Source organism: Sulfitobacter sp. EhC04 (genome assembly GCF_001650875.1).
In the GTDB taxonomy this organism is placed as follows: Bacteria; Pseudomonadota; Alphaproteobacteria; order Rhodobacterales; family Rhodobacteraceae; genus Sulfitobacter.
Window position 1 is genome coordinate 20,750 of the sequence record NZ_LXYI01000018.1, and the last position, 24,310, is coordinate 45,059.

The window sequence follows — 24,310 nt, forward strand, 5'->3', positions numbered from 1 at the left end:
CGCCCCTGTGGACAGGCAAGGCTGCCAAGGCTATCTGACAACGACGCGCATTTGCCCCGGAAGGCCTGACCGATGAAGACCCTGAATGAAATCCGCTCCAGCTTTCTGTCCTATTTCGACAAGAACGGCCACCAGATTGTCCCCTCCAGCCCGCTGGTGCCGCGCAATGACCCAACGCTGATGTTCACGGCGGCGGGCATGGTGCAGTTCAAGAACCTGTTTACCGGCGTCGAAACCCGTGACTACACCCGTGCGACCACCGCGCAGAAATGCGTGCGCGCAGGCGGCAAGCACAACGATCTGGACAATGTCGGCTATACCGCGCGCCACCACACGTTTTTCGAAATGCTGGGCAACTTCAGTTTCGGCGATTATTTCAAATCCGAAGCGATCCCGCTGGCCTGGGACCTGCTGACCAAAGTGTTCGGCATCGACCCCGACCGCCTGCTGGTGACGGTCTATCATACCGATGATGAGGCGGTGGCGATCTGGAAAAAACATGCGGGGCTGAGCGATGATCGGATCATCCGGATTGCGACGGATGACAACTTCTGGTCGGCGGGCCCCACCGGCCCCTGCGGCCCCTGCACCGAAATCTTCTATGATCACGGCGATCACATCTGGGGTGGCCCTCCGGGCAGCCCGGAGGAAGACGGCGACCGCTTTGTCGAGATCTGGAATCTCGTTTTCATGCAATATGAGCAGTTCGAGGATGGCACCCGCCGCGACCTGCCGAACCAGTCGATCGACACCGGCATGGGGATCGAACGGGTTGCCGCCCTGTTGCAGGGCACCAATGACAATTACGCTACCGATCTGATGCGCGCGCTGATCGAGGCCTCGGCGGATGCCTCCAGCACCGATCCGGACGGACCGGGCAAGACCCACCACCGGGTCATCGCGGACCATCTGCGGTCCACTTCCTTTTTGATCGCGGATGGGGTCATGCCTGCCAATGACGGGCGCGGCTATGTGCTGCGCCGGATCATGCGCCGTGCCATGCGCCATGCGCATCTGCTGGGCGTCCAGGACCCGCTGATGCACCGGCTGGTGCCATCGCTGGTAAGCCAGATGGGTGCCGCATACCCCGAGCTGGGTCAGGCGCAAGCGCTGATCACCGAAACCCTGCTGAGTGAGGAAACCCGCTTCAAACAGACGCTGGACCGGGGCCTGCGGTTGCTGGAAGACGAGGTCAGCGGGTTGCCGGAAGGCGCGAACCTGTCAGGGCAGGCGGCCTTCAAGCTTTACGATACCTTCGGCTTCCCGCTGGACCTGACGCAGGATGCGCTGCGCGAGCAGGGGCGCGCGGTGGATACCGACGGCTTTGACACCGCCATGGCGGAGCAGAAGGCCAAGGCGCGCGCGGCCTGGGCCGGGTCAGGCGAAGCGGCGGATGCAACCGTCTGGTTTGATGTGGCCGAAAAACACGGGCCGACCGAGTTCCTGGGCTATGACACCGAAACCGCAGAGGGCCAGATCAAGGCGCTGGTGATGGACGGTGTCCTGACCGAGATGGCCAAGCAAGGCGACAGCATTCAGGTGGCGTTCAACCAGACACCGTTCTACGCCGAATCCGGTGGCCAGGTCGGGGATACCGGTGTGATCCGCACCGACACCGGCGAGATCACGATCACCGACACCCGCAAGGCGGCGGGCGTCTTTGCCCATTTCGGCAAGGTGACACAGGGCGAGGTCAAGGCGGGGCAGGCGGCTGTGCTGATTGTCGATCACGCGCGCCGCACCGCGATCCGGGCCAACCATTCGGCAACGCACCTGCTGCACGAGGCGCTGCGCGGCGCATTGGGTGATCACGTCGCACAGCGCGGCTCGCTCAATGCGCCGGATCGGCTGCGGTTTGATTTCAGCCATGCCAAGGGGCTGTCTGCCGCCGAACTGGCGCAGGTCGAAGCGGAGGTGAACAGCTACATTCGCCAGAATGCGGCGGTCGATACGCGGATCATGACACCGGACGACGCGCGCGCGCTTGGGGCGCAGGCGCTGTTTGGCGAGAAATACGGCGACGAGGTGCGCGTGGTCTCGATGGGCCGTCAGGACGGTTCGGGCAAGGGGGCGGACAAGAACACCTATTCGCTCGAACTCTGCGGCGGCACCCATGTGCGCCAGACCGGTGACATCGGGGCTTTTGTGCTGCTGGGCGACAGCGCCAGCAGTGCCGGTGTGCGCCGGATCGAGGCGCTGACAGGGGGGGAAGCGCTGACCTGGCTGCGTGCGCAGCAATCGGCGCTGTCACGCGTTGCCGAAGCGCTCAAAACCGCGCCGGGTGACGTGCCGGATCGGGTGCGCGGCCTGATGGACGAACGCAAGAGCCTTGCGAACGAAGTGGCGCAGTTGCGCCGCGAACTGGCCATGTCCGGCGGCGGTGCTGTCGCACCTGAGACGCGCGATGTGGGCGGGATCAAGTTCATCGCGCAGGTGCTGACTGGCGTGACCGGCAAGGACCTGCCCGCGCTGGTGGACGAGCACAAGGCCCGGCTTGGCTCAGGTGCGGTGCTGCTGATCGCGGATGCAGGTGGCAAGGCGGCTGTTGCCGCGGGCGTGACCGCGGATCTGACCGAAAAACTATCCGCCGTGGATATCCTCAAGGCCGCAGTTGCGGAACTGGGCGGCAAGGGCGGCGGCGGACGGCCCGATATGGCGCAGGGCGGTGGTGCCAGCGCTGAAAACGCCGAGGCGGCCATCGCCGCGGCTGAAACTGTATTGAAAGGATAATACCGATGGGCGCACTCTGGATCGCACATGTCACCGTCACGGACGAAGAAGCTTACAAGAAATACGCCGCTGGTGCGACGGTTGCCATCGCCGATCATGGCGGCGAATTCATCGCGCGGGGCGGCCGTTTCGTGCAGCTCGAGGGCAAGGCGCGCCCGCGCAATGTGGTGGCCCGTTTTCCGGATGTGGAATCAGCGGAAAAATGTTACCATTCAGACGCGTATCAGGCGGCCTTGAACCACGCGCGCGGCGCATCGGAACGTGAATTGGTGATCGTAGAGACCAGCGAATAACGCTGGTCTGCTTTCTTTTTGGCCTTAAATATTCCCGGGGTCCGGGGCAGCGCCCCGGAATCCGCCGTCAGGCGGATTTGGCCATCCGCTTGCGTTCATGCGGGTCCAGGAAGCGCTTGCGCAGCCGGATTGCATTTGGCGTGACTTCGACCAGTTCATCGTCGTCGATATAGGCAATTGCCTCTTCCAGTGAGAGCGTGATCGGCGTGGTCAGGCGCACGGCCTCATCGGTGCCGGAGGCGCGCACGTTGGTCAGTTTCTTGCCTTTCAGCGGATTCACTTCCAGGTCGTTGTCGCGCGAATGTTCGCCGATGATCATGCCGGTATAGACATCGGCCTGAGCGCCAATCATCATCCGGCCGCGTTCTTCGAGGTTCCACAGGGCATAGGCCACCGAGGTGCCGTTTTCCATCGAGATCAGCACGCCCGCGCGGCGTCCGGGGATCGGACCCTTGTGCGGTGCCCAGCTGTGGAACACACGGTTCAACACGCCGGTGCCGCGCGTATCGGTCAGGAATTCGCCGTGATAGCCGATCAGCCCGCGCGAGGGGACATGGGCCACGATGCGGGTCTTGCCCGCGCCTGCCGGTTTCATCTCGACCAGCTCGCCGCGCCGCACGCCGGTGATCTTTTCGATCACCGCGCCGGAATATTCGTCATCCACGTCAATGGTGGCTTCCTCGATCGGCTCATGCCGCACGCCGTCGATGTCCTGGAACAGCACCTGCGGGCGCGAGATCGACAGTTCGAAGCCTTCGCGGCGCATGTTTTCGATCAGAACACCCATCTGCAATTCGCCACGTCCGGCAACCTCGAATGCCTCGCCGCCGGGTGTGTCGCTGATCTTGATGGCGACGTTTGATTCCGCTTCCTTGTGCAGGCGTTCACGGATGACGCGGGACTGCACCTTTTTGCCATCGCGCCCGGCCAGCGGGGAATCGTTGATCCCGAAGGTCACGGTGATGGTGGGCGGGTCAATCGGCTGTGCCGGGATCGCCTCGGTCACGGTCTGGTCGGCCAGCGTGTCGGCCACGGTCGCCTTGGTCATGCCGGCAATGGAGACGATATCGCCCGCTTCCGCCAGGTCGATGGCGGTCTGGTCCAGCCCGCGATAGGCGAGGATCTTGGTGCAGCGGAAGTTTTCGATCAGCTTGCCGTCGCGCGACATTGCCTTGATCGTCTGGCCCGCTTTCAGCGTGCCGGATTCGACCCGGCCGGTCAGCAGGCGCCCCAGGAAAGGGTCACCGCCAAGGGTGGTGGCCAACATGGTAAAGGGCTGGTCGATATCCGAAAGTTGCTTGGGTGCCGGGACATGTTCGAGGATCAGTTCGAACAAGGCGTCCAGACCCTTGCGCGGCCCGTCCAGCGTGTGATCCGCCCAACCAGCGCGGCCAGAGGCGTACATGGCCGGGAAATCAAGCTGTTCTTCACTGGCGTCGAGGTTTGCAAACAGGTCGAACACCTCGTCCAGGGCGCGATCCGGTTCACCGTCGGGCTTGTCGACCTTGTTGATCACCACGATGGGCCGCAGGCCCAGTTTCAGCGCCTTGGAGGTCACGAATTTGGTTTGCGGCATCGGGCCTTCGGCGGCATCCACCAGCAGCACCACGCCGTCCACCATGGACAGGATACGCTCCACCTCGCCGCCAAAATCGGCGTGGCCGGGGGTGTCGACGATGTTGATCCGCGTGCCTTTCCACTCGACCGATGTCGGCTTGGCAAAGATCGTGATGCCGCGCTCGCGTTCCAGATCGTTGCTGTCCATGGCGCGTTCAGTGGTCGCCTGGTTTTCGCGGTAGGTGCCCGATTGTTTGAGCAATTCGTCCACCAGTGTCGTCTTGCCGTGGTCAACGTGTGCGATGATTGCGATATTGCGCAGGTCCATGGGGTCAGCCTTTTTGCGGGAGTTGCGCGCGCCATACCGTGCAGACGCAGCAAAGGCCAGCCCTAATGCGTTTGGGGCCGTTTCATCTTGGTGCCCTGTTGCCCTGTTCCGCTGCGTCAGTGCGTCTCGGCGGCGGAAAAGAGGTGGATCACCAGGATGCCCGCGATGATCAGGGCCAGCCCCAGAACGGCGGCCAGGTCAAGGCGCTGACCAAACAGCACATAGCCGATGCCCGCGATTAACACGATCCCCAGACCGGACCAGATTGCATAGACGATGCCCACCGGCATCACCTTGAGCACCAGCGCCATGAAATAGAACGACGCGCCATAGAACAGCACCACGCAGACAGAGGGCCAGAGCCGGGTGAATTGCTGACTGGCCTGAAGCGCGGTTGTACCAACGGTTTCGGTCAGGATGGCGATAAAGAGCCAGACATAATGCAGCGGCATGGCGGAGGTCCTTACAGGGGCGGGGCGGTTGTTTCCTTGATCTCTTCCATGACGAAACTGGCCGAGACATCGGACAGCGGCACCTTGCGGATCAGGCTTTGGTAAAGGCGGTCGTACCCCGCCATATCCGCAACCTGCGCCCGGATCAAATAGTCCAGTTCGCCGGACATCCGGTAGACGCCCATGATCTCCGGCATGGCGCGGGTGGCGGTGGAAAACCGCTCCAGCCAGTCGGGCGCATGGGCATTGGTGCGGACCTGGATAAAGACAGTCAGCGGCAGGCCGAGCCGGGCGGCATCCAGCAGGGCCACGCGCCCCTTGATCACGCCTGCCTCTTCCATCTGGCGGATGCGTCGCCAGCAGGCGTTGCGCGACAGGCCCACGGCGGTGCCAAGTGTTTCCAGCGACTGTTCCGCGTCGCGTTGCAGTTCTGCCAGGATACGGCGGTCTATGTTGTCGATATCATTCATGGAATGACAATGATGGGATAATTTCCCAACATCAAGGCGAAATCTGATACCTTTGGGATAACTTCTCGCGCCAGATACCGTAGGTTGCCCGCAACCCATAAAAAGGAGAGACGGATGTTTTCCCGCGTGTTTCTGGACCACCCCGCCAAGGTCGATGAAGGCTTTTTCGAGCATATGCTGTTCGCGCTGCGGTTTTCAGGCTTGTTGTTTGCTGCCGCCGGTGCGGCTTTGGTCCACGCCCTGATCCCCTGCCTGTTCGAAAAGACCGCCAGTGGCATCATCGCCAGGCTCTATGCCCGCACCCACAACCGGGGCAGCTGAACATGTGTCGATGGGCAGCCTGGCAGGGCGCATCCTTGCAGCTCAGCCAGATATTGACCGCACCGGATCATTCGCTGATCCGCCAATCGCGCGAAGCGGCGCATTGCAAGACAGCGATCAACGCGGATGGCTTTGGCCTGGCGTGGTACGATCAACAGCCCCATCCGGGCCTCTACCGCGATGTTTATCCGGCATGGTCTGACCCGAACCTGCATTCCCTTGCCGATCAGGTCAGCGCGCGGCTGTTTCTGGCGCATGTGCGCGCCTCCACCGGCACCGCGACCAGCCGCAACAATTGCCACCCTTTTGTTCAGGGCCGCTGGAGTTTCATGCACAATGGGCAGGTCGGCGGTTTCGAGCAGTTTCGCAAGGACGCCGATATGATGATCCCGGCAGAGCTTTACGCGCACCGCAAGGGTGCCACGGACAGTGAAGCCCTGTTTCTGGTGGCCTGTGGGTTTGGGCTGGCAGAAGATCCGCTGCCAGCGATGCGCAAGGCGGTGACCCGCTTTGAAGCCCTGGCACGCGCCCATGGGCATTCGCCGCATATGCGGCTGGCCGCAGCCTTCAGCGATGGTGAAACGCTTTATGCCATTCGTTACGCTTCTGATGATCTGGCACCCTCACTGTTTTACCGCTGGAACGCAGACTGGCAGGGCTGGTCGGTGGTGTCCGAACCCTATGATCAGGTGCAGGGCGACTGGATCGAAGTGCCCAAGGGCAGTTTCTGTCGCTTTACCCGCGACCAATGCGAGATCACGCCGTTTGCCTGCAACAGCCATGTAATTGCCGCGTGACACCCTCTGTTGTGGAATATGGCTGTGGCTGCTGCGGGTTACAAAGCGCCCGTCATCGGGGGGCGTCACACCATACTGGCCCAGACGTCAAGCATTTCTGAACCGAAGCGGACCTTGGGTGCGCAGCCTGTGAAGGTCTGCTGCGCGGGGACTTTGCTGCCGTTGATCAGTGGAACGCGAAGCCCGGAACAAGCCGAAGGCGCCGGGCCATCGCCTGCCCGCCGGTCGCACCAAAGGTGCGCCCTTGATCGTCGGCATGCCTTTGGCATGACGGTAGGCGATTTGGTGAGGCTGGGTATGTCTCTGATAGGGATCATCATGGCTGAGAAATAAAGTGGCATGGACAGAGGTCAGCATCGCCCACCCCGGGCAGGCGATGGCCCGGCTTGCGCTTCACGTCCGGGATGTAAGATTGACTCTCTCACGCCATTCGCCGCGATCTGCATTAAGGTCCGGTTTGCCATTTTGGACAGGCTCACGACGTGACAGTCAAAAGCGTGTGATGTTCGACACCTGTCGGCAGGATTGAAAAAGGCCGCATCGCTGCGGCCTTTTTGTCGCTTAACCCTTGAGGGCCTTGTTCAGGTTTTCGTCGACTTTCTCAAGGAAGCCCATGGTGGTCAGCCACTTTTGATCGGGGCCGACCAGCAGCGCCAGGTCTTTGGTCATGAAGCCGGATTCGACCGTGTCCACCACGGTTTTCTCCAGGGTTTCGGCAAAGTTGGTCAGCGCAGTATTGCCGTCCAGCTTGCCACGGTGCTTGAGGCCCCCGGTCCAGGCATAGATCGACGCGATGGAGTTGGTCGATGTCTCTTCGCCCTTCTGGTGCTGGCGGTAGTGACGGGTCACGGTGCCATGCGCCGCCTCGGCCTCGACGGTCTGGCCATCGGGGGTCATCAGGATGGAGGTCATCAGACCCAGCGAGCCAAAGCCCTGCGCCACGGTGTCGGATTGCACGTCGCCGTCGTAGTTCTTGCAGGCCCAGACATAACCGCCGTTCCACTTCATCGCACAAGCGACCATGTCGTCGATCAGGCGGTGCTCATAGGTGATGCCCGCTTCCTTGAACTTGTCGGCGAATTCTTCGTCAAAGACCTGTTGGAACAGGATCATGAACTGGCCGTCATAATTCTTGAGGATTGTGTTCTTGGTGGACAGGTACACCGGCCAGCCGCGCTGAAGGCCATAGTTCATGGAGGCGCGGGCAAAGTCCTTGATCGATTCATCAAGGTTGTACATCGCCATGTAGACACCCGATGCAGGGGCCTTGAACACTTCTTCCTCGATCACGGTGCCGTCTTCGCCGACGAACTTCATCGACAGGGTGCCGGCACCGGGGAATTTCATGTCGGTGGCGCGGTACTGGTCACCGTAAGCGTGACGGCCGATGACGATGGGCTTGGTCCAGCCGGGCACAAGGCGCGGCACGTTCTTGCAGATGATCGGCTCGCGGAACACCACACCGCCCAGGATGTTGCGGATGGTGCCGTTGGGCGAACGCCACATCTTCTTGAGGCCAAATTCCTCAACCCGGGCTTCATCCGGTGTGATGGTCGCGCATTTGACGCCAACGCCATATTTCTTGATCGCTTCGGCGGCGTCGATGGTGATCTGGTCGTCCGTTTCGTCGCGCGCCTCGATGCCCAGATCATAGTATTTCAGGTCAATGTCGAGATAGGGCAGGATCAGCTTTTTCTTGATGAAATCCCAGATGATCCGGGTCATTTCATCGCCGTCCAACTCGACGACGGGGTTTTCTACCTTGATCTTTGACATGAAGCCTATCCCTTTCGGTTATGAAGATGCGTTGCGCCGCGCATAGCGCAAAACGCGGGCAGGGGAAAGCGGTATACGATAGTATACAGAACTTGATTTGTATATTCCGGTGTAAATGCCGGGAATATGTGCCGTGCAGGCGGTCAGGTGGATTTTTGCGTGGCGAAAAACGCCGCAATCCGGGCTTTTGCGTAATCCCACAGACCGGGGGCACCGATGACGATCTTGCTGCCGACGCGGTCATGGATCTGCTGTTCACTCACGTCGTAATCGGTCCAGCTGCCGCCGCCGCTGGCGAGGTTCTGCATCGGCGGCTGGAACCTGTCCAGCGACTTGGCGAACTGGGCAGAAGGGGTCCGGGCGGCTTCGAACTCCTCCCAGATGGCGCGCAGATGATCGCGCTGATCCTCCGGCAGCAGGCCAAAGATGCGGTCGGCGGCGGCCTGTTCGGCGGCTTCGATCGCGGCGTGGTCCAGGTCGCCGAAGATCGGATTGTCACCTGCGTCGATTTCCACCAGATCGTGCAGGATCAGCATCTTGATCACCAGGGAGAGGTCAACCTCCGGACCGGCCTGATCCGCCAGCACAAGGGCATAGAGCGTCAGATGCCAGGAATGTTCGGCGGAATTCTCATTGCGCGAGCCGTCGCAGAGTTCGGTCGCCCGGATGGTGTTCTTGAGCTTGTCGGCCTCGACCAGAAAGTCGATCTGCCGGTCGAGACGGCTTTTCTCCGTCATGCCTTGGGATGCGCTTCGCGGTGGGACTTGAGCTTTTTGCGCAGGAAGGCGCGGCCCTGATCATTGGCCATCCGGGTGCGGATGGCGGTCAGGAAGGCTTCTTCGAGGGTCTGCGAGGAGGCCCCCAGCACATTCCCGACCTCCATGAACAGGCGGTCCTCGCCGGTCTCGGTCTGGACGGCCAGACATTCCTCGGCCAGCTTGTTGGCCATTTCGATGACGACCGGGTCGGCCATGCGGGTGCTCCTGTCAGCGGGTGGTTTCGGTCAGGCGGCGTTTGACGTAGTCGGTTGTTGTCCCGATCAGCGTGTCCATATGCGGCTCTTCAAAGAAATGCCCGGCACCTTCGACCTGCTCATGGGTGATGGTGATGCCCTTCTGCTCGTGCAGCTTGCTGACCAGATTGACGGTATCCGCGGGCGGTGCCACGCGGTCCGCGGTGCCGTTGATCACCAGACCGGATGACGGGCAGGGCGCGAGAAAGCTGAAGTCATACATGTTGGCGGGGGGCGCGACCGAGATGAAGCCGGTGATTTCCGGGCGCCGCATCAGCAGTTGCATGCCGATCCATGCGCCAAAGGAAAAACCGGCGACCCAGCAGTGTTTCGAGTTGTTGTTCATCGACTGCAGGTAGTCCAGCGCCGAAGCGGCATCCGACAATTCACCGATGCCCTGGTCGTATTCCCCCTGGCTGCGGCCGACGCCACGGAAGTTGAACCGCAGCACGGTGAAACCCATATTGTAAAAGGCGTAATGCAGGTTGTAGACAACCTTGTGATTCATCGTTCCGCCGAATTGCGGATGTGGATGCAGCACAATGGCGATGGGCGCGTCGCGTTCTTTTTGCGGGTGATAGCGGCCTTCGAGCCGGCCTTCTGGTCCGGGAAAGATAACCTCTGGCATGGGCGTCCCTGTTTGCGGGTTCCAAATGGCTGGGCAGAATGGCGCGGTCTATAGTTGACGACTTCACTCAGGCACTTTAGAACGGTTCTAATCTGTATGGGCCGGGCCGTAGGACCGGATCAGAAAAGGGATGTATGCGCATCACGCGCCCGCGTCAATCAATGCGGGCAGAATGGGGACGGTCGGATATGAAACTATCGACAAAGGGACGCTATGCGATGGTGGCGCTGGCCGATATCGCACTGCAACCGGGAGACAAGCTGGTGTCGCTGGGCGATATCGCGGAGCGGCAGTCGATTTCCTTGCCCTATCTGGAGCAATTGTTCGTCAAGCTGCGCCGCGCCGAACTGGTGGCATCGGTGCGCGGGCCCGGAGGCGGCTACAGGCTGTCGCGGCCGCCGTCGGATATCCGGGTGGTCGATATCCTGGCCGCAGTCGATGAAAAGGTCGATGCAATGCACAAGGGTGCCGGGGCCTCAGGCGGGTTGTCGGGCAGCCGCGCGCAATCGCTGACCAACCGGTTGTGGCAGGGGCTGAGCGCACATGTCTATGTGTTCCTGCACCAGACCCGGCTGTCGGACGTGATCTCGAACGAATTGGCCCCCTGTCCGGCGGTGCCGAACCTTTTTGCGGTGGTGGACGAGTGATGTCGTGTGATCTGAAGGCCGCGCAAGCGCGACACGATCCATGGCTGGATGGGGGACGCTGTCCCCCAAACCCCCTGGGAATATTTGGGGCCAAAAAGAAACGATGAGAACCTACCTGGATCATAATGCCACCACGCCTTTGCGGGCGGAGGCGCGGGCGGCCATGGTTGCGGCGATGGAGGTTGTGGGCAATCCGTCCTCCGTGCATGCCGAGGGGCGCGCGGCGAAAGGTCTGGTGGAGCGCGCAAGGGCGCAGGTTGCGGCGCTGGTCGGCTGCAAGGTGTCACAGGTGATCTTTACCGGCAGCGCGACCGAGGCGGCAGCGCTTGCGGTGGCGCAGAAGGCGCGGCACGGCGGCAGCTTTTCGGCGCTGCCAACAGAGCATGACTGCCTGGGCGTGTGGGGCGAGCAGGCTTTGCGGTCGGTATTTGACCTTGAGGGGCGATTGGCACCGGATTGGCGCGCGGCGCTGCCCGAGGGGTTGGTGGCGGTGTCGGCGGCCAACAGCGAGACCGGCGTGATGCTGTCCGGAGGCCATGTGGCGGGCAGCTGGGCCGGGCATTCGGTGGTCTGCGATATCACCCAGGTCGCGGGCAAGATGCCGGTGGTCTATGAAGACGAAACGCCGTCCTATGCCATTCTGTCGGCGCATAAGCTGGGCGGGCCAAAGGGGGTGGGCGCATTGATCAACTTTACCGCCCAGGACCCTGCACCGATCCTGCGCGGCGGCGGGCAGGAGATGAACCGCCGCTCGGGCACCGAGAACATCATCGGGATTGCCGGGTTTGGTGCCGCGGCAGAGGCAGCGGCACAGGATGTTGCGCGCGGGGCCTGGGACCAGGTCGCACAGTTGCGCGATCTTATGGAGGAGGCCCTTGCGGGGGCGTCAAAGAAGACTATTTTTGTCGGGAAAGAGGTGCCGCGCCTGCCCAATACCTCCTGCGTCCTGACCGACGGCTGGAAGGGCGAAACCCAGGTCATGCAGATGGACCTTGCAGGATTTGCCATTTCCGCAGGGTCGGCCTGTTCCAGCGGCAAGGTCAAGGCAAGCAACGTGTTGCGTGCCATGGGATATGAAGGCACTGAGGCAGCAAGCGCCATTCGAGTCTCGCTGGGGCTGGAGACAACTGAGAACGATGTTTTGCGCTTTGCCGATGCATGGGCTGCGAAACTGAAACGACACGAACAACGAGCGGCTTGAGTGCTGCGGGAAAGGGTGATGACTTTGGACATCGTGAAAGAACATGACAACGTCAAGGAAGGCGTCGATCAGGATACCGTGGATGCGGTGCGCGAAGTGGGTGGCAAGTACAAGCACGGCTGGTCCACCGACATCGAGATGGACTATGCGCCCAAGGGCCTGTCGCCCGACATCGTGCGGCTGATTTCCGAAAAGAACGAAGAACCGCAATGGATGACCGACTGGCGGCTGGAAGCCTATGACCGCTGGCTGACCAAGAAGGAACCCACCTGGGCGATGGTGGATTACCCTGAGATCAATTTTCAGGATCAGTTCTATTATGCCCGGCCCAAGAGCATGGCGGAAAAGCCCAAATCCTTGGGCGACGTGGACCCCAAGCTGCTGGAAACTTACAAGAAACTGGGTATTCCGCTGAAAGAGCAGATGATCCTGGCCGGTGTCGAAGGGGCGGAGGACGCGCCCGCCGAGGGCCGCAAGGTGGCGGTGGATGCGGTGTTTGATTCCGTCTCTGTCGGCACCACGTTCCAGGCGGAGTTGAAGAAGGCTGGCGTGATCTTTTGTTCGATCTCCGAAGCGATCCGCGAACATCCCGAGCTGGTCAAGAAATACCTCGGCTCGGTCGTGCCGGTGTCGGACAATTTCTATGCCACGCTGAACTCGGCTGTGTTTTCCGACGGCTCGTTTGTCTATGTGCCGCCCGGTGTGCGCTGCCCGATGGAACTGTCGACCTATTTCCGCATCAATGCCGAAAACACCGGCCAGTTTGAGCGGACTCTGATCATCGCCGACAAGGGGTCCTATGTGTCCTACCTCGAAGGCTGCACCGCGCCGCAGCGCGATGAATCGCAGCTGCACGCAGCGGTGGTTGAGATCATCATCGAAGAAGATGCGGAGGTGAAATATTCCACCGTGCAGAACTGGTATCCCGGTGACGAGAACGGCAAGGGCGGGATTTACAACTTTGTGACCAAGCGCGCCGATTGCCGGGGCGACCGGGCCAAGGTGATGTGGACCCAGGTGGAAACCGGCTCTGCCGTGACCTGGAAATACCCGTCCTGCATTCTGCGCGGCGACGACAGCCAGGGCGAATTCTATTCCATCGCCATCGCCAACAACATGCAGCAGGCCGACACCGGCACCAAGATGGTGCATCTGGGCAAGCGCACGAAGTCGCGGATCGTGTCCAAGGGGATCAGCGCGGGCCGCGCGCAGAACACCTATCGCGGGCTGGTGTCGATGCACCCCAAGGCGAAGGAATCGCGGAACTATACCCAGTGCGACAGCCTGTTGATCGGCGACAAATGCGGGGCGCATACGGTGCCCTACATCGAGGTCAAGAACAACTCCTCTCGCGTGGAACACGAGGCGACGACATCGAAGGTCGATGATGACCAGATGTTCTATTGCCGCTCGCGCGGGATGGACGAGGAAGAGGCCGTGGCACTGGTGGTCAACGGGTTCTGCAAGGACGTCTTGCAGGCCCTTCCGATGGAATTCGCCATGGAGGCGCAGGCGCTGGTGGCGATCTCGCTTGAAGGGTCGGTCGGCTGATGCGTCAGGTGACCCTTCGCACCGCTGTCTCAAGCGCGATCTTCTTCGTGATCATTCTGCTTTGGCGTGGTGAAGGGTTCGGGCAGGAGCAGATGATACAGGCAATGTTCAGCACGATCATGTTCGCGCTGTTTTACGCCGCCATCCAAGTGGCCCTGATCATGTTTCGCGGTTCAGATCGTGACGACAGTTAAATCCAGTTGGTGAGAGAGTTCCTTTCGCAATGAAAGACAGCGCAACGTCGAATAAGAAAGCGTCCATGCGAACGCTTGAGGGCCGCTTGGCCCAACTGCGCGAGGTCATCCGCCCGGCGCGGCCGCTGCGGATTGTGGATGTGGGCGCAAATCCGATCAACACGCCATCTTACGTCTCGCTTCTCCAGATGGGTGGGGCCGAAATCTGGGGATTCGAGCCCGATGAAGGGGCCTTTGCCGCTCTGATGGAAAACCGGCAGGAAGGGACGCACTACGTGCAGGAAGCCGTGGGCAAACCGGGCAAGGCAGTGTTCTATCCTCACCTGCGGTCCGGTCTGGGCTCACTTCTGAAAGTCGATGCCGAGGCTGTGGCCTTTCTGGGTCATCCCGGTTGGTCGGCCAATCAGGGCGACGGGGTCGAAATTGATGTCGTTGCGCTGGATGATCTGGATGATCAAACCCTGCCTCGCCCCGATGTGCTGAAGATTGATATTCAGGGCGGTGAAATGGACGTGTTTCAGCACGGGCGCACCAAATTGTCCGACGCTGTCGCAATCATCACCGAAGCCCGCTTTGCGCGGATATATGAGGGTGAGGCGCTGTGGGCGGATATTGATATCGAACTGCGCAGCCAGGGATTTGCCCTGCACAAACTGATGTTTGTGAAATCCAACGCGGTTGCCAATTCACAACGCGGCAAAATGCACAATCCACGCCTGCGCAACCAGATGCTGGACGGGGACGTCGTCTATATCCGCGATCCGCTTACCCTGCCGCAATGGAGCGACGAACAGGTCAAACAGCTTGCCATTGCGGCTGCGGGCGTATTCGACAGTCTGGACCTGACGATCTGGTGTATGGACGAACTTGTGCGGCGCGGCCTTCTGCCCGAGGCAGCACCGACAGAATTTTTCGACAAACTTCCCAAATGGCTCCGCGCCAAAGGGAAACCCGACATCGCGGCCCGTCCGCAGACCATCTAGGAGAACGAAATGCTGAGCATCAAGAATTTGAACGTAAAACTCGAGGAAGAAGACAAGCAGATCCTGAAAGGGGTCGATCTTGAGGTGCAGGCCGGCAAGGTTCATGCGATCATGGGGCCAAACGGGTCTGGCAAATCGACACTGTCCTACGTGCTGTCGGGCAAGGACGGCTATCAGGTGACTGAAGGTTCGGCCACGTTGGAAGGCAATGACCTGCTGGATATGGAACCGGAAGAGCGTGCGGCAGCGGGCCTGTTTCTGGCGTTTCAGTATCCTGTTGAAATCCCCGGCGTTGGCAACATGACGTTTCTGCGGACCGCCGTGAACGCGCAGCGCAAGGCGCGAGGCGAAGAGGAAGTCTCCGCCGCCGATTTCCTGAAAGAGGTGCGGGCCAAGGCGAAGGACCTCAAGATCGACGCGGAGATGCTCAAGCGGCCCGTCAATGTTGGCTTTTCAGGTGGTGAGAAAAAGCGCAATGAAATCCTGCAAATGGCGATGCTGGAACCGAAGATGTGCATCCTGGACGAGACCGATTCAGGTCTGGACGTGGACGCGATGAAACTGGTCGCCGAAGGGGTCAACGCATTGCGGTCCGAAGGGCGCGGCTTTCTGGTCATCACGCATTATCAGCGCCTGCTGGATCACATCAAACCGGACGTGGTGCACATCATGGCCGATGGCCGCATCGTCAAGACCGGTGGCCCCGAACTGGCGCTTGAGGTCGAAAACAACGGATATGCCGACATCATGGCCGAGGTGGCGTAATGGCCCAGACTGCGGAAAAACCAAACCTGACAGAAGCGCGGATTGCCGCGCTGAGCATGCCGGGCAAGGGCTGGTCGGTTGCGGCGCGCGAAGATGCGGTGCGCCGCCTGCGGGCCACGGGGCTGCCGGAACGCCGGGATGAATACTGGAAGTACACCCGTCCCGATACGCTGACCCAGGTCGCGCCGGAACCGGCGGCAGTGTTCGAGAACGACGAGGCACCGCTGTTTGACGGTTTGGACCGGTTGAAAATCGTCTTTGTCGATGGTGTCTTTGATGCCGAGGCCTCCGATGATCTCAGCCTTGAAGGGGTGCGCATCGAACGGCTGGCGGAGGCGGACAGCGATCTGCACTGGGCGCGCGATCTCTACGGGACGCTGGAGACCAATGGGCAGACACCCGTGGCCCGCCCCCTGGCGGCGCTGAACACGGCCTTTGCAACTGACGGTATGCTGATTCATGTGACCGGCGTGACAAGCAAGCCGATCAATATCGTTTATCGCCACGAATCAACCACTTCCGATGCGATCCTGCACCATCTGATCAAGCTGGACGCTGGGGCCGAACTGACGGTTCTCGAAAACGGACCTGCGGCGGCACGGTTCAACAAGGTGATGGAAGTCGATGTGGGCGACGGCGCATCCTTTCACCAGGTGCGCGCGCAGGGCCGCGACCACGAACGGCGTGCAGCCACGCATATCTTTGCCCGGCTGGGTGCGGAATCGACCTTCAAGAGCTTCACGCTGACCGCCAACGGCGTCATGACGCGCAATGACTGCGTGATCGAACTGACCGGCGATGACGCATCGGCCCATGTGGCCGGGGCCTGCGTGGGTGACGGGGCGTTTCATCACGATGACACGGTCTTTATCACCCATGACGCTGTGAACTGCGAAAGCCGTCAGGTGTTCAAGAAGGTGCTGTGCAACGGGGCCACCGGCGTGTTCCAGGGCAAGATCCTGGTCAAGGCAGGTGCCCAGAAGACCGACGGCTACCAGATCAGCCAGTCGCTGCTGCTGGACGAAGACAGCCAGTTCCTGGCCAAGCCCGAGCTTGAGATCTACGCCGATGACGTCGCCTGTTCGCATGGCTCCACCTCGGGCGCGATTGACGAGGATGCACTGTTCTACCTGCGTTCGCGGGGGGTGCCGCTGGCCGAGGCGACGGATATGCTGACCCTGTCCTTTCTTGCCGAAGCGGTAGAGGAAATCGAGGCGGAGAACCTGCGCGAAGAGATCAACACCCGCATGGCCGCCTGGCTGGGCCGTCGCCGCGGCTGATGGCGGCGACACGCGATATCGTGGCAACCTACCGGGGGCCGGGGCGTGTGGTGCGTCGGCTGCTGGGGCAGGGCGCGCGCGAGGACCGGGCGCTGATCTATCTGATGATCGGCTGTCTGCTGGTCTTTGTGGCCCAGACCCCGCGTCTGGCGCGGCAGGCCTATGTCACCGGTGAAGATCTGGGGATGTTGATGGGCGGCACATTGATGGCCTGGCTGTTCATCGCGCCCCTGATCCTTTACGCCGTCGCCGCGCTGAGCCATCTGGCGGGCCGTGCCTTTGGGCGCGGGCCGGGGGGCTATGGTGCGCGGATCGCGCTGTTCTGGGCGCTCCTGGCGGCGGCACCGGTGATGTTGCTCTGGGGTCTGACGGCGGGTTTTGTCGGGCCGGGGATCGAGCTGAACCTCGTGGGGCTGTTGTGGCTGGGCGTCTTCGGATGGTTCTGGGCCGCCGGATACCGCGCCGCGATGGTGGAGCAGGCGGGATGAACCCGGCATTGGTACAGCTGGTGCAGACCACCCTGCGCGCGCCGCGTGATGCGGCAGGGCAGATCATGGCGCTGGGGCTGACGCGTGACGTGCTCTGGACGGCACTTGCGCTGGTTGCTGTCGGCAATGCCGCCTTGCTGTTTGTGATATTCCAGACTTCCGATACCGAATTTCCCTTGCCGGGCTATGTCGAACGGCCACTTGCGCTGTTCGTGATCATCGCCGGGATGATGGTGATCTACGTGCATGGCATGTATTGGGCGGGGCTGGCCCTGGGCGGGTCGGGGTCGCTGAACGATGTTCTGGCCCTGGTGATCTGGTTCCAGATCCTGCGCGCCGTGGCACAGCTTGCGATCATCGTGCTGTCCTTTGTGTTGCCGGCGCTGGGTTTGTTGCTGTCGCTGGCTGTCGCGGTCTGGGGTTTCTGGATTTTTCTGAATTTCGTGGCCGCTGCCATGCACCTTGCCTCTGTCTGGCAGGCGCTTGCGGTGCTGATCGCGGCTGCGGTCGGGCTGATATTCGGCCTTGGGATCCTGTTGACGTTAATCGGGCTGGGCGCCCAGGGAGTCACGTGATGTATGATGTAAACGCGCTGCGCCAGGATTTTCCGATCCTCGCGCGCGAGGTGAACGGCAAGCCGCTGGTCTATCTGGACAATGGCGCATCGGCGCAGAAACCTCAGGTGGTGATCGACGCGGTCACGCAGGCCTATTCGATGGAATATGCCAATGTGCACAGGGGCCTGCATTACCTTTCCAACCTCGCGACAGACAAGTACGAGGCGGTGCGCGGCACTCTGGCACGGTTCCTGAATGCCGGGTCCGAGGATGAAATCGTGCTGAACTCCGGCACCACGGAAGGGATCAACCTGGTCGCCTATGGCTGGGCCATGCCGCGCATGGAAGCGGGCGACGAGATCGTGCTGAGCGTGATGGAGCATCATGCCAATATCGTGCCCTGGCATTTCCTGCGCGAACGGCAGGGCGTGGTGCTGAAATGGGTGGATACCGACAGCACCGGCGCGCTGGACCCGCAGGCGGTGATTGATGCCATCGGCCCCAAGACAAAACTGGTGGCGATCACGCAGCTGTCCAACGTGCTGGGCACCAAGGTTGACGTAAAGACGATCACGGCCGCCGCCCATGCCAAGGGCGTGCCGGTGCTGGTCGATGGCTCGCAGGGGGCGGTTCACATGCCGGTCGATGTGCGCGACCTTGGCTGCGATTTCTACGCCATCACCGGTCACAAGCTTTATGGTCCGTCCGGCTCCGGTGCGATCTACATTCGCAAGGAGCGGATGGCCGAGATGCGCCCCTTTATCGGGGGCGGCGACATGATCCGCGAGGTCAGCAAGGAAAACGTCACCTACAACGATCCACCGATGAAGTTCGAGGCGGGCACACCCGGCATCGTGCAGACGATTGGTTTTGGTGTGGCGCTGGACTATATGATGGCCATCGGCATGGAGAACATTGCCGCGCACGAAGATCATTTGCGCGACTATGCGGTGTCGAAACTGGGTGGGCTGAACTGGTTGCAGCTGCAGGGCACAACACCGGACAAGGCCGCGATCTTCAGCTTTTCGCTGGACGGGGCGGCCCATGCCCATGACATATCGACCATTCTGGACAAAAAGGGCGTCGCGGTGCGTGCGGGTCACCATTGCGCGGGGCCGTTGATGGATCACCTTGGCCTGACGGCGACCTGCCGGGCCTCGTTCGGTATGTATAACACCACGCAGGAAGTCGATGTTCTGATCGAGGCGCTTGAACTGGCCCACGATCTGTTTGCCTGATCTCGGGGGCGGACCCCCGAGACCGGGAGTTTCGGGTCACGCGGTTGGCGTATTTGCCTTCCATGCCGCCTCGGTCGGACCGCAGCGCAGGTTCTTGGCGTATTCAACGTCGCCATAATGCTTTTCGACAAAGGCGATGATGCCCGCCAGCAAGCTTTCGTTGCCACCAAACCCGTGCCAGGGTTTGAAATGCGGCACGTGGTACACGCTGGCCTTGTCCCGCTTGAGCAGGTTGGCGAATACCCCCGCAACAAGGTTGCCGCCCACACCCGTCAGCTTGCCTGCGCCAAAGTCCTCGGCCTCCTGCAGGCAGTAGAACCACAGCGGGGTTTTCTTGAACCCCTTGTCCTTGAGCGGGTCGGGCACCGCTGGCCGCTGGCTCACCTTGAAATGATCCGCCGCCATCTGGCCGCTGGCCAGCTCATAGGTATAGCGGTCGCGGATCATGTTGCGCAGCGCCAGGTTGCGGGACTGGTCCAGCGTCAGGGTAATGTCGATGTCCTTGAGGTGGATGCGGTCATGCACGAAGGGCAGGTTGAGCAGCGGCAGCCCCAGGCCGGTCCCGACAGGGCGCGCATGTTGATGGGCCGTGCCGCCCTTCATGTGGAACATGATGTCATAGTCCATGTTGGCACTTTCGGGCCGCGGCCCGAACCCCAGGGTAGAGAACAGGCCCATTGGCGTGTCACCCTTGCGCAGCTTGTATTGGAACTGCGTTGTTGCATGGCCAAAGCGATAAGCCGCACCGGTGAACTCCACGGGCATGACCGGCGCCATCGGCGGCAGCAGATCACCGTGCCATGCCGCTTTCAGGCAGGCCTGATCGACAAAGGCGGGCAGCAGTTCGTTCCAGACAATGTACTGGTAATGCAGCCGGATAAAGCGCCGGACCTGTTCAAAGTCCTCCAGCGCGGGGACAACGTGGTCTTTCCAGACCTGCGGCTCCATGCCCGCCATGGCACAGGCCTTGATCTCCTTGGCCTTGTCGCCTTCCTCCTTGCGGTAGGACATCAGGATGTTGTGCAGGCGGATGAAAATGCTCTGGATCTGGGCCACGATCACATTTTCATCATTGCGCGGATCACCGATCAGCGCCTTGCCGGAACAGGTGCGCGCGAGATCGAGGTGGTTTTCCTCGCGGCCGAACATCAGGAACTCGCCGGCTTTGCCATTGCCGTAGAGATGCGGCGAGGCTTCGGGCCCCGCGCCATAGACGCAGTCAAGGTCGAGGTTGGGCGTGCGCACATTGGTGATGGTCGCAGGATCAATCCGCGATCCCAGCGCGCTGGTGGCGTCCAGCGTGATGTCATGGTCCACGAACTGACCAAGAAAGGTCATCCCGGCCTCGGCAGGGCCATCGGCCTGATCGTCCTTGCCCATGGTGACGGACAGGTCGGTCAGCGCGTCGATCACGTCGGCGTGGCTGATGTTCTCGATATGCACCGGATTGCGTTTCAGCATCCTGTCCAGCACGCGGGGAAAGACGGCATTCGGGCCGTTCCCTTCAAGACAGGTCTTGGCGAGTTGGTCGAGCCGTGACAGCCCGTGATATTGCTTTGTCATTTTAATCTCCATTTTTGTGAAAAATTGAGGCACTGACTGCTACTGGTTAACAGATTCCCTTAATGCGGGTATCCTGACCCATACTGGCCGCGCTGCATAAGTCCGGAAAACCATACCCGGAGGCATTGCGGGGGCTGGGCGGCTTATGTATAGGAGCATCTGTGGACCATTAGCTCAGCTGGATAGAGCGCTGCCCTCCGAAGGCAGAGGCCGCAGGTTCGAATCCTGCATGGTCCGCCATATTTCCTTGACCTTTCAGCCATCACGACTTTTCCGCCGGTTTGGTTTCGGTTTGGAAACGGCCCAAAATCATCCCCTTTTGTTCACGGCTTCAACCGCGCTGCTTTGGTAATCGGGGCTGTGGTGCCCGTAGACCTTCTCGATCGTCGCAGTCGTCGTATCGAAGTAGCCGGCGGCATCCCAGATGGTCGCGCCTTTCTGGAGCGCCCATGTGATGGCGGTGTGTTTCAGGACATGAGGGGTGATCGGCTTGCGGCCCGATTCCGTGTCCATCGTCAGGTCAATCTGGATCTCGGCTTTCTTGGCCATGGCCTCGGCTATCTCCACAGCCCGCTTCCAGCCTTTCTTGATGTCACCCACCATGCCGCGCTGGATGACGGTTTCGCCGTCCACCTTCTTCTGGACAGTCCGCTCCACCACGTAGCGCCGCCCGTTCGTTGCCTGGCGCCGCAGCTGGGCCAGATACCTTGGCGGGATGCGGGATGTTCCCTGCCGCTTCTTCGTGGCCTTCTTGTCGTAGGGCTTGCGGTAGAGCACGCCGTTCACGGTATCGACCCGGCCACCGTGGACCGATGCGATGTCGATGTGCATTGCGAGGATCGTTGCTTTGCGGGATCCGGTATAGAGGCCGTGCATGATGAAGTCGGCCAGGTGCTTTCCGTCCGCGTTGAGTGCGCGGGCCCCACGCAATAGCCATGCCGCCTCCTGACGGGTGAGCCAGCGATGGGTCGGCTCTGCCGCGTCGGGCAGGTGAACCTTTTTCGGGCTGAGCAGGTAGCCCTCGTCAAAGCAGAAATTGATTGCGGCCTGCAGCACGCCAAGCTCCCGTCGGCATGTGCCAGAAGCAACGCCGCGCCCGGCGACGTATCGCTTGCAGGTGGCCCGAGAAATTTCGTTGACGGCGAGGTCGCCCCAGAACCGATCGAGGGATTCGATGGCGTAGCCGATGCGGGCCGGATCTGCCACGGATGGGGCATGTTCCTCGCCGTATATGCTCAGGGCTTCGCTCACTGTCATTTCGTCCGGTTGAACGGGACCACCTGCGCGGCGCTTCCGCGCGAGGTACGCTTCGAACTGGATTTCAGCTTCTGCGCGGTCATTTGTGCGGGTCGAGATCGGCAGGATTCCGGTGTCCCGGATTTCCCAGACTGAGGGACCATCTTTTCTGTCCCGCCAATGGAGGCGGGCACCTTTGGCTTTACGCGGCATAGTTCGATCAACTCCGGTATGTCATCAGGATGCAGCTTTACCGCCCGACCCATGATGATGGTCTTGCCGTGCAGATCGGCGACCTTGCGCAGGGAGTCGCGCGGTACGCCAATTTCACTTGCGGCTTCCTTTATGTCCAGCAGGCGTACCAGGCTCATATCTCGACCCCTGATGCTTTCTCGGCCCGTTGTTCGTTGCGGGCCAGTGTCGCAAGCCGGGCAATGACAGAATTGTTCGCCCGGCCCAGGCGGCGCGCCATCTTATAGCGAGACATCCCCGCCAGCGCCCAATCGAGGATTTTGCGGTCCTCTTCCGGGGTGAACTCACGCACCATCACACCATTGCGAAAGTAGGTGCGAGGATTGCTGTTGACCGTTGGCTTGTCAGCGGTACTTGGGCTGTCCACGCCTCGCATCAGGCAATGGTGCGAGACCGCTTTCGCTGTCATCTCGACCCTCGTGGCGATCTGCCCGTAGGACAGGCCCCGCTCACGTAGGGCCATGGCGTCTTGGATCTGGGTCTCAGTGTACTTCTGCGCGGTCATGTCAAACTCCCATCTTCCAGATCCGATAGATCACGCTGACGATCATGGCGGCGCAGTAGAGGGCTGTCAGAACCAACACCGCGGCCAAAAGTTTCAGCACGATCATCTGGGCTTTGTCCCGCCAGTCATCCTCGTGCACCGGCTCCCGCAGGCTGGCGAAGTGCGGGAGGTCATCTCTCCGTCCCATCTCAGAACACCATCTGAACGTGCGGGATCTTGCCGTCGCAAATGGCCTGGGCCATTTCCTCGATCGGATATTCAGCCAGGGCAGCTGTAACTTCTTTCAGCATCCGGTCGCGACGGGCCTGATCGGATCTGCGCCTTTCCAGATCCTCGGCAGTCAGACGGGCTACCTCAGCCTCCCGCTCTGCCGCTTCCTCCAAGGCGCGCTCGGCGGCCTCACTCTCAGCACGCTCCCGCTCGGCCACCCGTTGGCGTTCCGCCTCTTCCTCGGCGACCTTGAGCCGGTGGGTGACGATTTCGAGCGTGGCAAGGCGGTGCTGCTCGACGCGCTTCCTGTCTTCGTCCAGCAGCTTTTCGATCTCGGGCGGAATCTTCTTTTCCAACTCGTACCGGATCAGGCCCAACGGTTGATCGTCGGGACCGATCTTTCCGGCACCGCACCCGCTGATGTGATCCATGATGTCGGAAGCGGCCTGCTGCTTGTCGGCGCGTTCTTCGGCAAGCCGTTGCCGCTCAGCCTCTTCTTGCTGGATCCGGGCCTGCTTTTCCTGATCAATCCGGGCCTGCTCTTCGCGGGCGGCGCGCTCTTCGGCTTCCTTCTGCTCTCGGGCCTGGCGTTCCTCGGCCTCTTTGGCCTCCCGAGCCTGCCGCTCTTCGGCCTCGCGCGCCTCGCGTTCGGCGGCTTCCTGCTTCAGCTTTTCGATCTGGCGTTGCTGCTGTTCGCGGACCTCTGCGGAGTCGAGATCGACCCGGTACTTCGTCAGCGCGTCGGCCTTGGCGTCGACCGCCATCGGCTTCAATTCGTCCCAGCCCTCTTCGACCTCGACCGCTTCGACTTCGGTGATCACGGCTGTGATTTCCGATGATGCCATGTTGAAATGTGTCCGGTCCTTGTCGAACACCTTCATCCGTTCGCGAAGCGCGGCTTTGCGCTCTTCCTCGGCGGTTTCCCAGACCTCCAAGGGCTTCCGAACTTGCTGCTTCAATTCGTCCAGCGTTTCTCGGATCTTCCGACGCTCCACATTCACCTGGTCGATCTGTTTTTGGGCCTCGGCTGTCAGTTCCTTGCCCGCTTCATCCAACAGCGTTTTGGACCGGGCCACCTTGTAGGCGAGGGACTTGATCGCATCACGGCCCTTCCTTGTGCTGACATCGGGCGTGTGTAGCGCGACCTCTTCCTTGATCCGGGTCAGGATGGGGTCGACGTTGCCCTCAGAGAAGGCTGTCGCGATCTGGTTCGGCTCGATGACGACCAGCGCGGTTTCGGTTGTTTCAATTTCGTCTTTCATCAGTCGGTTCCTTT

27 protein-coding genes and 1 tRNA gene are annotated in these 24,310 nt (G+C 61.2%); 15 read left to right on the forward strand and 13 right to left on the reverse strand.

Annotated features, from left to right (window positions below; translation table 11 throughout):
• Positions 1 to 72: 72 nt before the first annotated feature.
• Complete coding sequence (gene alaS, locus A8B82_RS09330; RefSeq protein WP_067291230.1) at positions 73 to 2,730, forward strand: alanine--tRNA ligase; 2,658 nt, start codon at positions 73 to 75, stop codon at positions 2,728 to 2,730.
• Positions 2,731 to 2,735: 5 nt separating this feature from the next.
• Complete coding sequence (locus A8B82_RS09335; protein WP_067291233.1) at positions 2,736 to 3,023, forward strand: DUF1330 domain-containing protein; 288 nt, start codon at positions 2,736 to 2,738, stop codon at positions 3,021 to 3,023.
• A gap of 67 nt (positions 3,024 to 3,090) precedes the next feature.
• Here the strand turns inward: A8B82_RS09335 and typA are convergent, their stop codons facing one another.
• The 3 genes from typA to A8B82_RS09350 all read right to left on the reverse strand — a co-directional run bounded on the left by typA (position 3,091) and on the right by A8B82_RS09350 (position 5,830).
• Positions 3,091 to 4,908, reverse strand: coding sequence for a translational GTPase TypA (gene typA / locus A8B82_RS09340; RefSeq protein ID WP_067291235.1), 1,818 nt, complete (start codon positions 4,906 to 4,908; stop codon positions 3,091 to 3,093).
• Positions 4,909 to 5,024: 116 nt separating this feature from the next.
• On the reverse strand, positions 5,025 to 5,360 hold the full coding sequence (locus tag A8B82_RS09345; protein WP_067291236.1) for a DMT family transporter: 336 nt from the start codon (positions 5,358 to 5,360) through the stop codon (positions 5,025 to 5,027).
• Between the two features lie 11 nt (positions 5,361 to 5,371).
• Complete coding sequence (locus tag A8B82_RS09350; protein WP_067291238.1) at positions 5,372 to 5,830, reverse strand: Lrp/AsnC family transcriptional regulator; 459 nt, start codon at positions 5,828 to 5,830, stop codon at positions 5,372 to 5,374.
• A gap of 114 nt (positions 5,831 to 5,944) precedes the next feature.
• Between A8B82_RS09350 and A8B82_RS09355 the strand changes: the two genes are divergently transcribed.
• Complete coding sequence (locus A8B82_RS09355; RefSeq protein ID WP_067291240.1) at positions 5,945 to 6,151, forward strand: DUF6356 family protein; 207 nt, start codon at positions 5,945 to 5,947, stop codon at positions 6,149 to 6,151.
• A gap of 2 nt (positions 6,152 to 6,153) precedes the next feature.
• Entirely contained in the window at positions 6,154 to 6,948 is a 795-nt protein-coding gene (locus A8B82_RS09360) for a class II glutamine amidotransferase (RefSeq protein ID WP_067291243.1), read from the forward strand.
• A gap of 561 nt (positions 6,949 to 7,509) precedes the next feature.
• On the opposite strand, the gene A8B82_RS09365 is transcribed toward A8B82_RS09360, so the two are convergent.
• The 4 genes from A8B82_RS09365 to A8B82_RS09380 form a co-directional block, all read right to left on the reverse strand.
• On the reverse strand, positions 7,510 to 8,724 hold the full coding sequence (locus tag A8B82_RS09365; protein WP_067291245.1) for an NADP-dependent isocitrate dehydrogenase: 1,215 nt from the start codon (positions 8,722 to 8,724) through the stop codon (positions 7,510 to 7,512).
• A gap of 143 nt (positions 8,725 to 8,867) precedes the next feature.
• A complete protein-coding gene (locus A8B82_RS09370; protein ID WP_067291247.1) occupies positions 8,868 to 9,461 on the reverse strand; it encodes an HD domain-containing protein in 594 nt (197 codons plus the stop codon).
• Positions 9,458 to 9,697, reverse strand: coding sequence for a hypothetical protein (locus tag A8B82_RS09375; RefSeq protein ID WP_067291250.1), 240 nt, complete (start codon positions 9,695 to 9,697; stop codon positions 9,458 to 9,460). The genes A8B82_RS09370 and A8B82_RS09375 overlap by 4 nt, the downstream gene beginning before the upstream one ends.
• A 13-nt stretch (positions 9,698 to 9,710) precedes the next feature.
• Entirely contained in the window at positions 9,711 to 10,364 is a 654-nt protein-coding gene (locus A8B82_RS09380) for an alpha/beta hydrolase (protein WP_067291253.1), read from the reverse strand.
• Positions 10,365 to 10,552: 188 nt separating this feature from the next.
• On the opposite strand from A8B82_RS09380, the gene A8B82_RS09385 reads away from it, so the two are divergent.
• The 10 genes from A8B82_RS09385 to A8B82_RS09430 all read left to right on the forward strand — a co-directional run bounded on the left by A8B82_RS09385 (position 10,553) and on the right by A8B82_RS09430 (position 19,268).
• On the forward strand, positions 10,553 to 11,011 hold the full coding sequence (locus A8B82_RS09385) for an Rrf2 family transcriptional regulator (RefSeq protein ID WP_067291412.1): 459 nt from the start codon (positions 10,553 to 10,555) through the stop codon (positions 11,009 to 11,011).
• 103 nt (positions 11,012 to 11,114) lie between these two features.
• Positions 11,115 to 12,212: a cysteine desulfurase family protein gene (locus A8B82_RS09390; RefSeq protein ID WP_067291256.1), complete on the forward strand. Its 1,098-nt coding sequence runs from the start codon at positions 11,115 to 11,117 to the stop codon at positions 12,210 to 12,212.
• 18 nt (positions 12,213 to 12,230) lie between these two features.
• Complete coding sequence (sufB, locus tag A8B82_RS09395; RefSeq protein ID WP_067291415.1) at positions 12,231 to 13,763, forward strand: Fe-S cluster assembly protein SufB; 1,533 nt, start codon at positions 12,231 to 12,233, stop codon at positions 13,761 to 13,763.
• Positions 13,763 to 13,957, forward strand: a complete 195-nt coding sequence (locus tag A8B82_RS09400) for a hypothetical protein (protein ID WP_067291259.1) — start codon at positions 13,763 to 13,765, stop codon at positions 13,955 to 13,957. The genes sufB and A8B82_RS09400 overlap by 1 nt, the downstream gene beginning before the upstream one ends.
• A 65-nt stretch (positions 13,958 to 14,022) precedes the next feature.
• Positions 14,023 to 14,940, forward strand: a complete 918-nt coding sequence (locus A8B82_RS09405) for an FkbM family methyltransferase (RefSeq protein WP_067291261.1) — start codon at positions 14,023 to 14,025, stop codon at positions 14,938 to 14,940.
• 9 nt (positions 14,941 to 14,949) lie between these two features.
• Positions 14,950 to 15,705 carry a Fe-S cluster assembly ATPase SufC gene (gene sufC, locus A8B82_RS09410; RefSeq protein WP_067291263.1) on the forward strand — a complete coding sequence of 252 codons (756 nt, stop codon included), beginning with the start codon at positions 14,950 to 14,952 and terminating at the stop codon, positions 15,703 to 15,705.
• Positions 15,705 to 16,985 (forward strand): Fe-S cluster assembly protein SufD, encoded by a 1,281-nt coding sequence (gene sufD, locus A8B82_RS09415; RefSeq protein ID WP_067291265.1) that lies wholly within the window; start codon positions 15,705 to 15,707, stop codon positions 16,983 to 16,985. The genes sufC and sufD overlap by 1 nt, the downstream gene beginning before the upstream one ends.
• Positions 16,985 to 17,473, forward strand: coding sequence for a hypothetical protein (locus A8B82_RS09420; RefSeq protein ID WP_067291268.1), 489 nt, complete (start codon positions 16,985 to 16,987; stop codon positions 17,471 to 17,473). The genes sufD and A8B82_RS09420 overlap by 1 nt, the downstream gene beginning before the upstream one ends.
• On the forward strand, positions 17,470 to 18,048 hold the full coding sequence (locus tag A8B82_RS09425; protein WP_067291270.1) for a YIP1 family protein: 579 nt from the start codon (positions 17,470 to 17,472) through the stop codon (positions 18,046 to 18,048). The genes A8B82_RS09420 and A8B82_RS09425 overlap by 4 nt, the downstream gene beginning before the upstream one ends.
• A complete protein-coding gene (locus A8B82_RS09430; RefSeq protein WP_067291273.1) occupies positions 18,048 to 19,268 on the forward strand; it encodes a cysteine desulfurase in 1,221 nt (406 codons plus the stop codon). The genes A8B82_RS09425 and A8B82_RS09430 overlap by 1 nt, the downstream gene beginning before the upstream one ends.
• Before the next feature lie 36 nt (positions 19,269 to 19,304).
• On the opposite strand, the gene A8B82_RS09435 is transcribed toward A8B82_RS09430, so the two are convergent.
• Positions 19,305 to 20,831, reverse strand: coding sequence for a peroxidase family protein (locus tag A8B82_RS09435; protein WP_067291276.1), 1,527 nt, complete (start codon positions 20,829 to 20,831; stop codon positions 19,305 to 19,307).
• 163 nt (positions 20,832 to 20,994) lie between these two features.
• Between A8B82_RS09435 and A8B82_RS09440 the strand changes: the two genes are divergently transcribed.
• Positions 20,995 to 21,071 (forward strand) — tRNA-Arg (locus tag A8B82_RS09440).
• A 69-nt stretch (positions 21,072 to 21,140) separates the two neighbouring features.
• Here the strand turns inward: A8B82_RS09440 and A8B82_RS09445 are convergent.
• Genes A8B82_RS09445 through A8B82_RS09460 form a run of 5 tightly spaced genes read right to left on the reverse strand, consistent with a single transcriptional unit; the run spans position 21,141 to position 24,296 of the window.
• Positions 21,141 to 22,088 (reverse strand): tyrosine-type recombinase/integrase, encoded by a 948-nt coding sequence (locus A8B82_RS09445; RefSeq protein WP_235604653.1) that lies wholly within the window; start codon positions 22,086 to 22,088, stop codon positions 21,141 to 21,143.
• The gene (locus tag A8B82_RS24505) at positions 22,085 to 22,438 is read right to left on the reverse strand and encodes a hypothetical protein (protein ID WP_235604654.1); all 354 of its coding nucleotides are present in this window, start codon (positions 22,436 to 22,438) and stop codon (positions 22,085 to 22,087) included. The genes A8B82_RS09445 and A8B82_RS24505 overlap by 4 nt, the downstream gene beginning before the upstream one ends.
• Positions 22,435 to 22,824 (reverse strand): hypothetical protein, encoded by a 390-nt coding sequence (locus tag A8B82_RS09450; RefSeq protein WP_067291281.1) that lies wholly within the window; start codon positions 22,822 to 22,824, stop codon positions 22,435 to 22,437. Before A8B82_RS09450 ends, A8B82_RS24505 begins: the two co-directional genes overlap by 4 nt.
• A gap of 1 nt (position 22,825) precedes the next feature.
• Complete coding sequence (locus tag A8B82_RS09455) at positions 22,826 to 23,011, reverse strand: hypothetical protein (protein ID WP_067291284.1); 186 nt, start codon at positions 23,009 to 23,011, stop codon at positions 22,826 to 22,828.
• 1 nt (position 23,012) lies between these two features.
• On the reverse strand, positions 23,013 to 24,296 hold the full coding sequence (locus tag A8B82_RS09460) for a hypothetical protein (RefSeq protein ID WP_067291286.1): 1,284 nt from the start codon (positions 24,294 to 24,296) through the stop codon (positions 23,013 to 23,015).
• Positions 24,297 to 24,310: the final 14 nt, after the last annotated feature.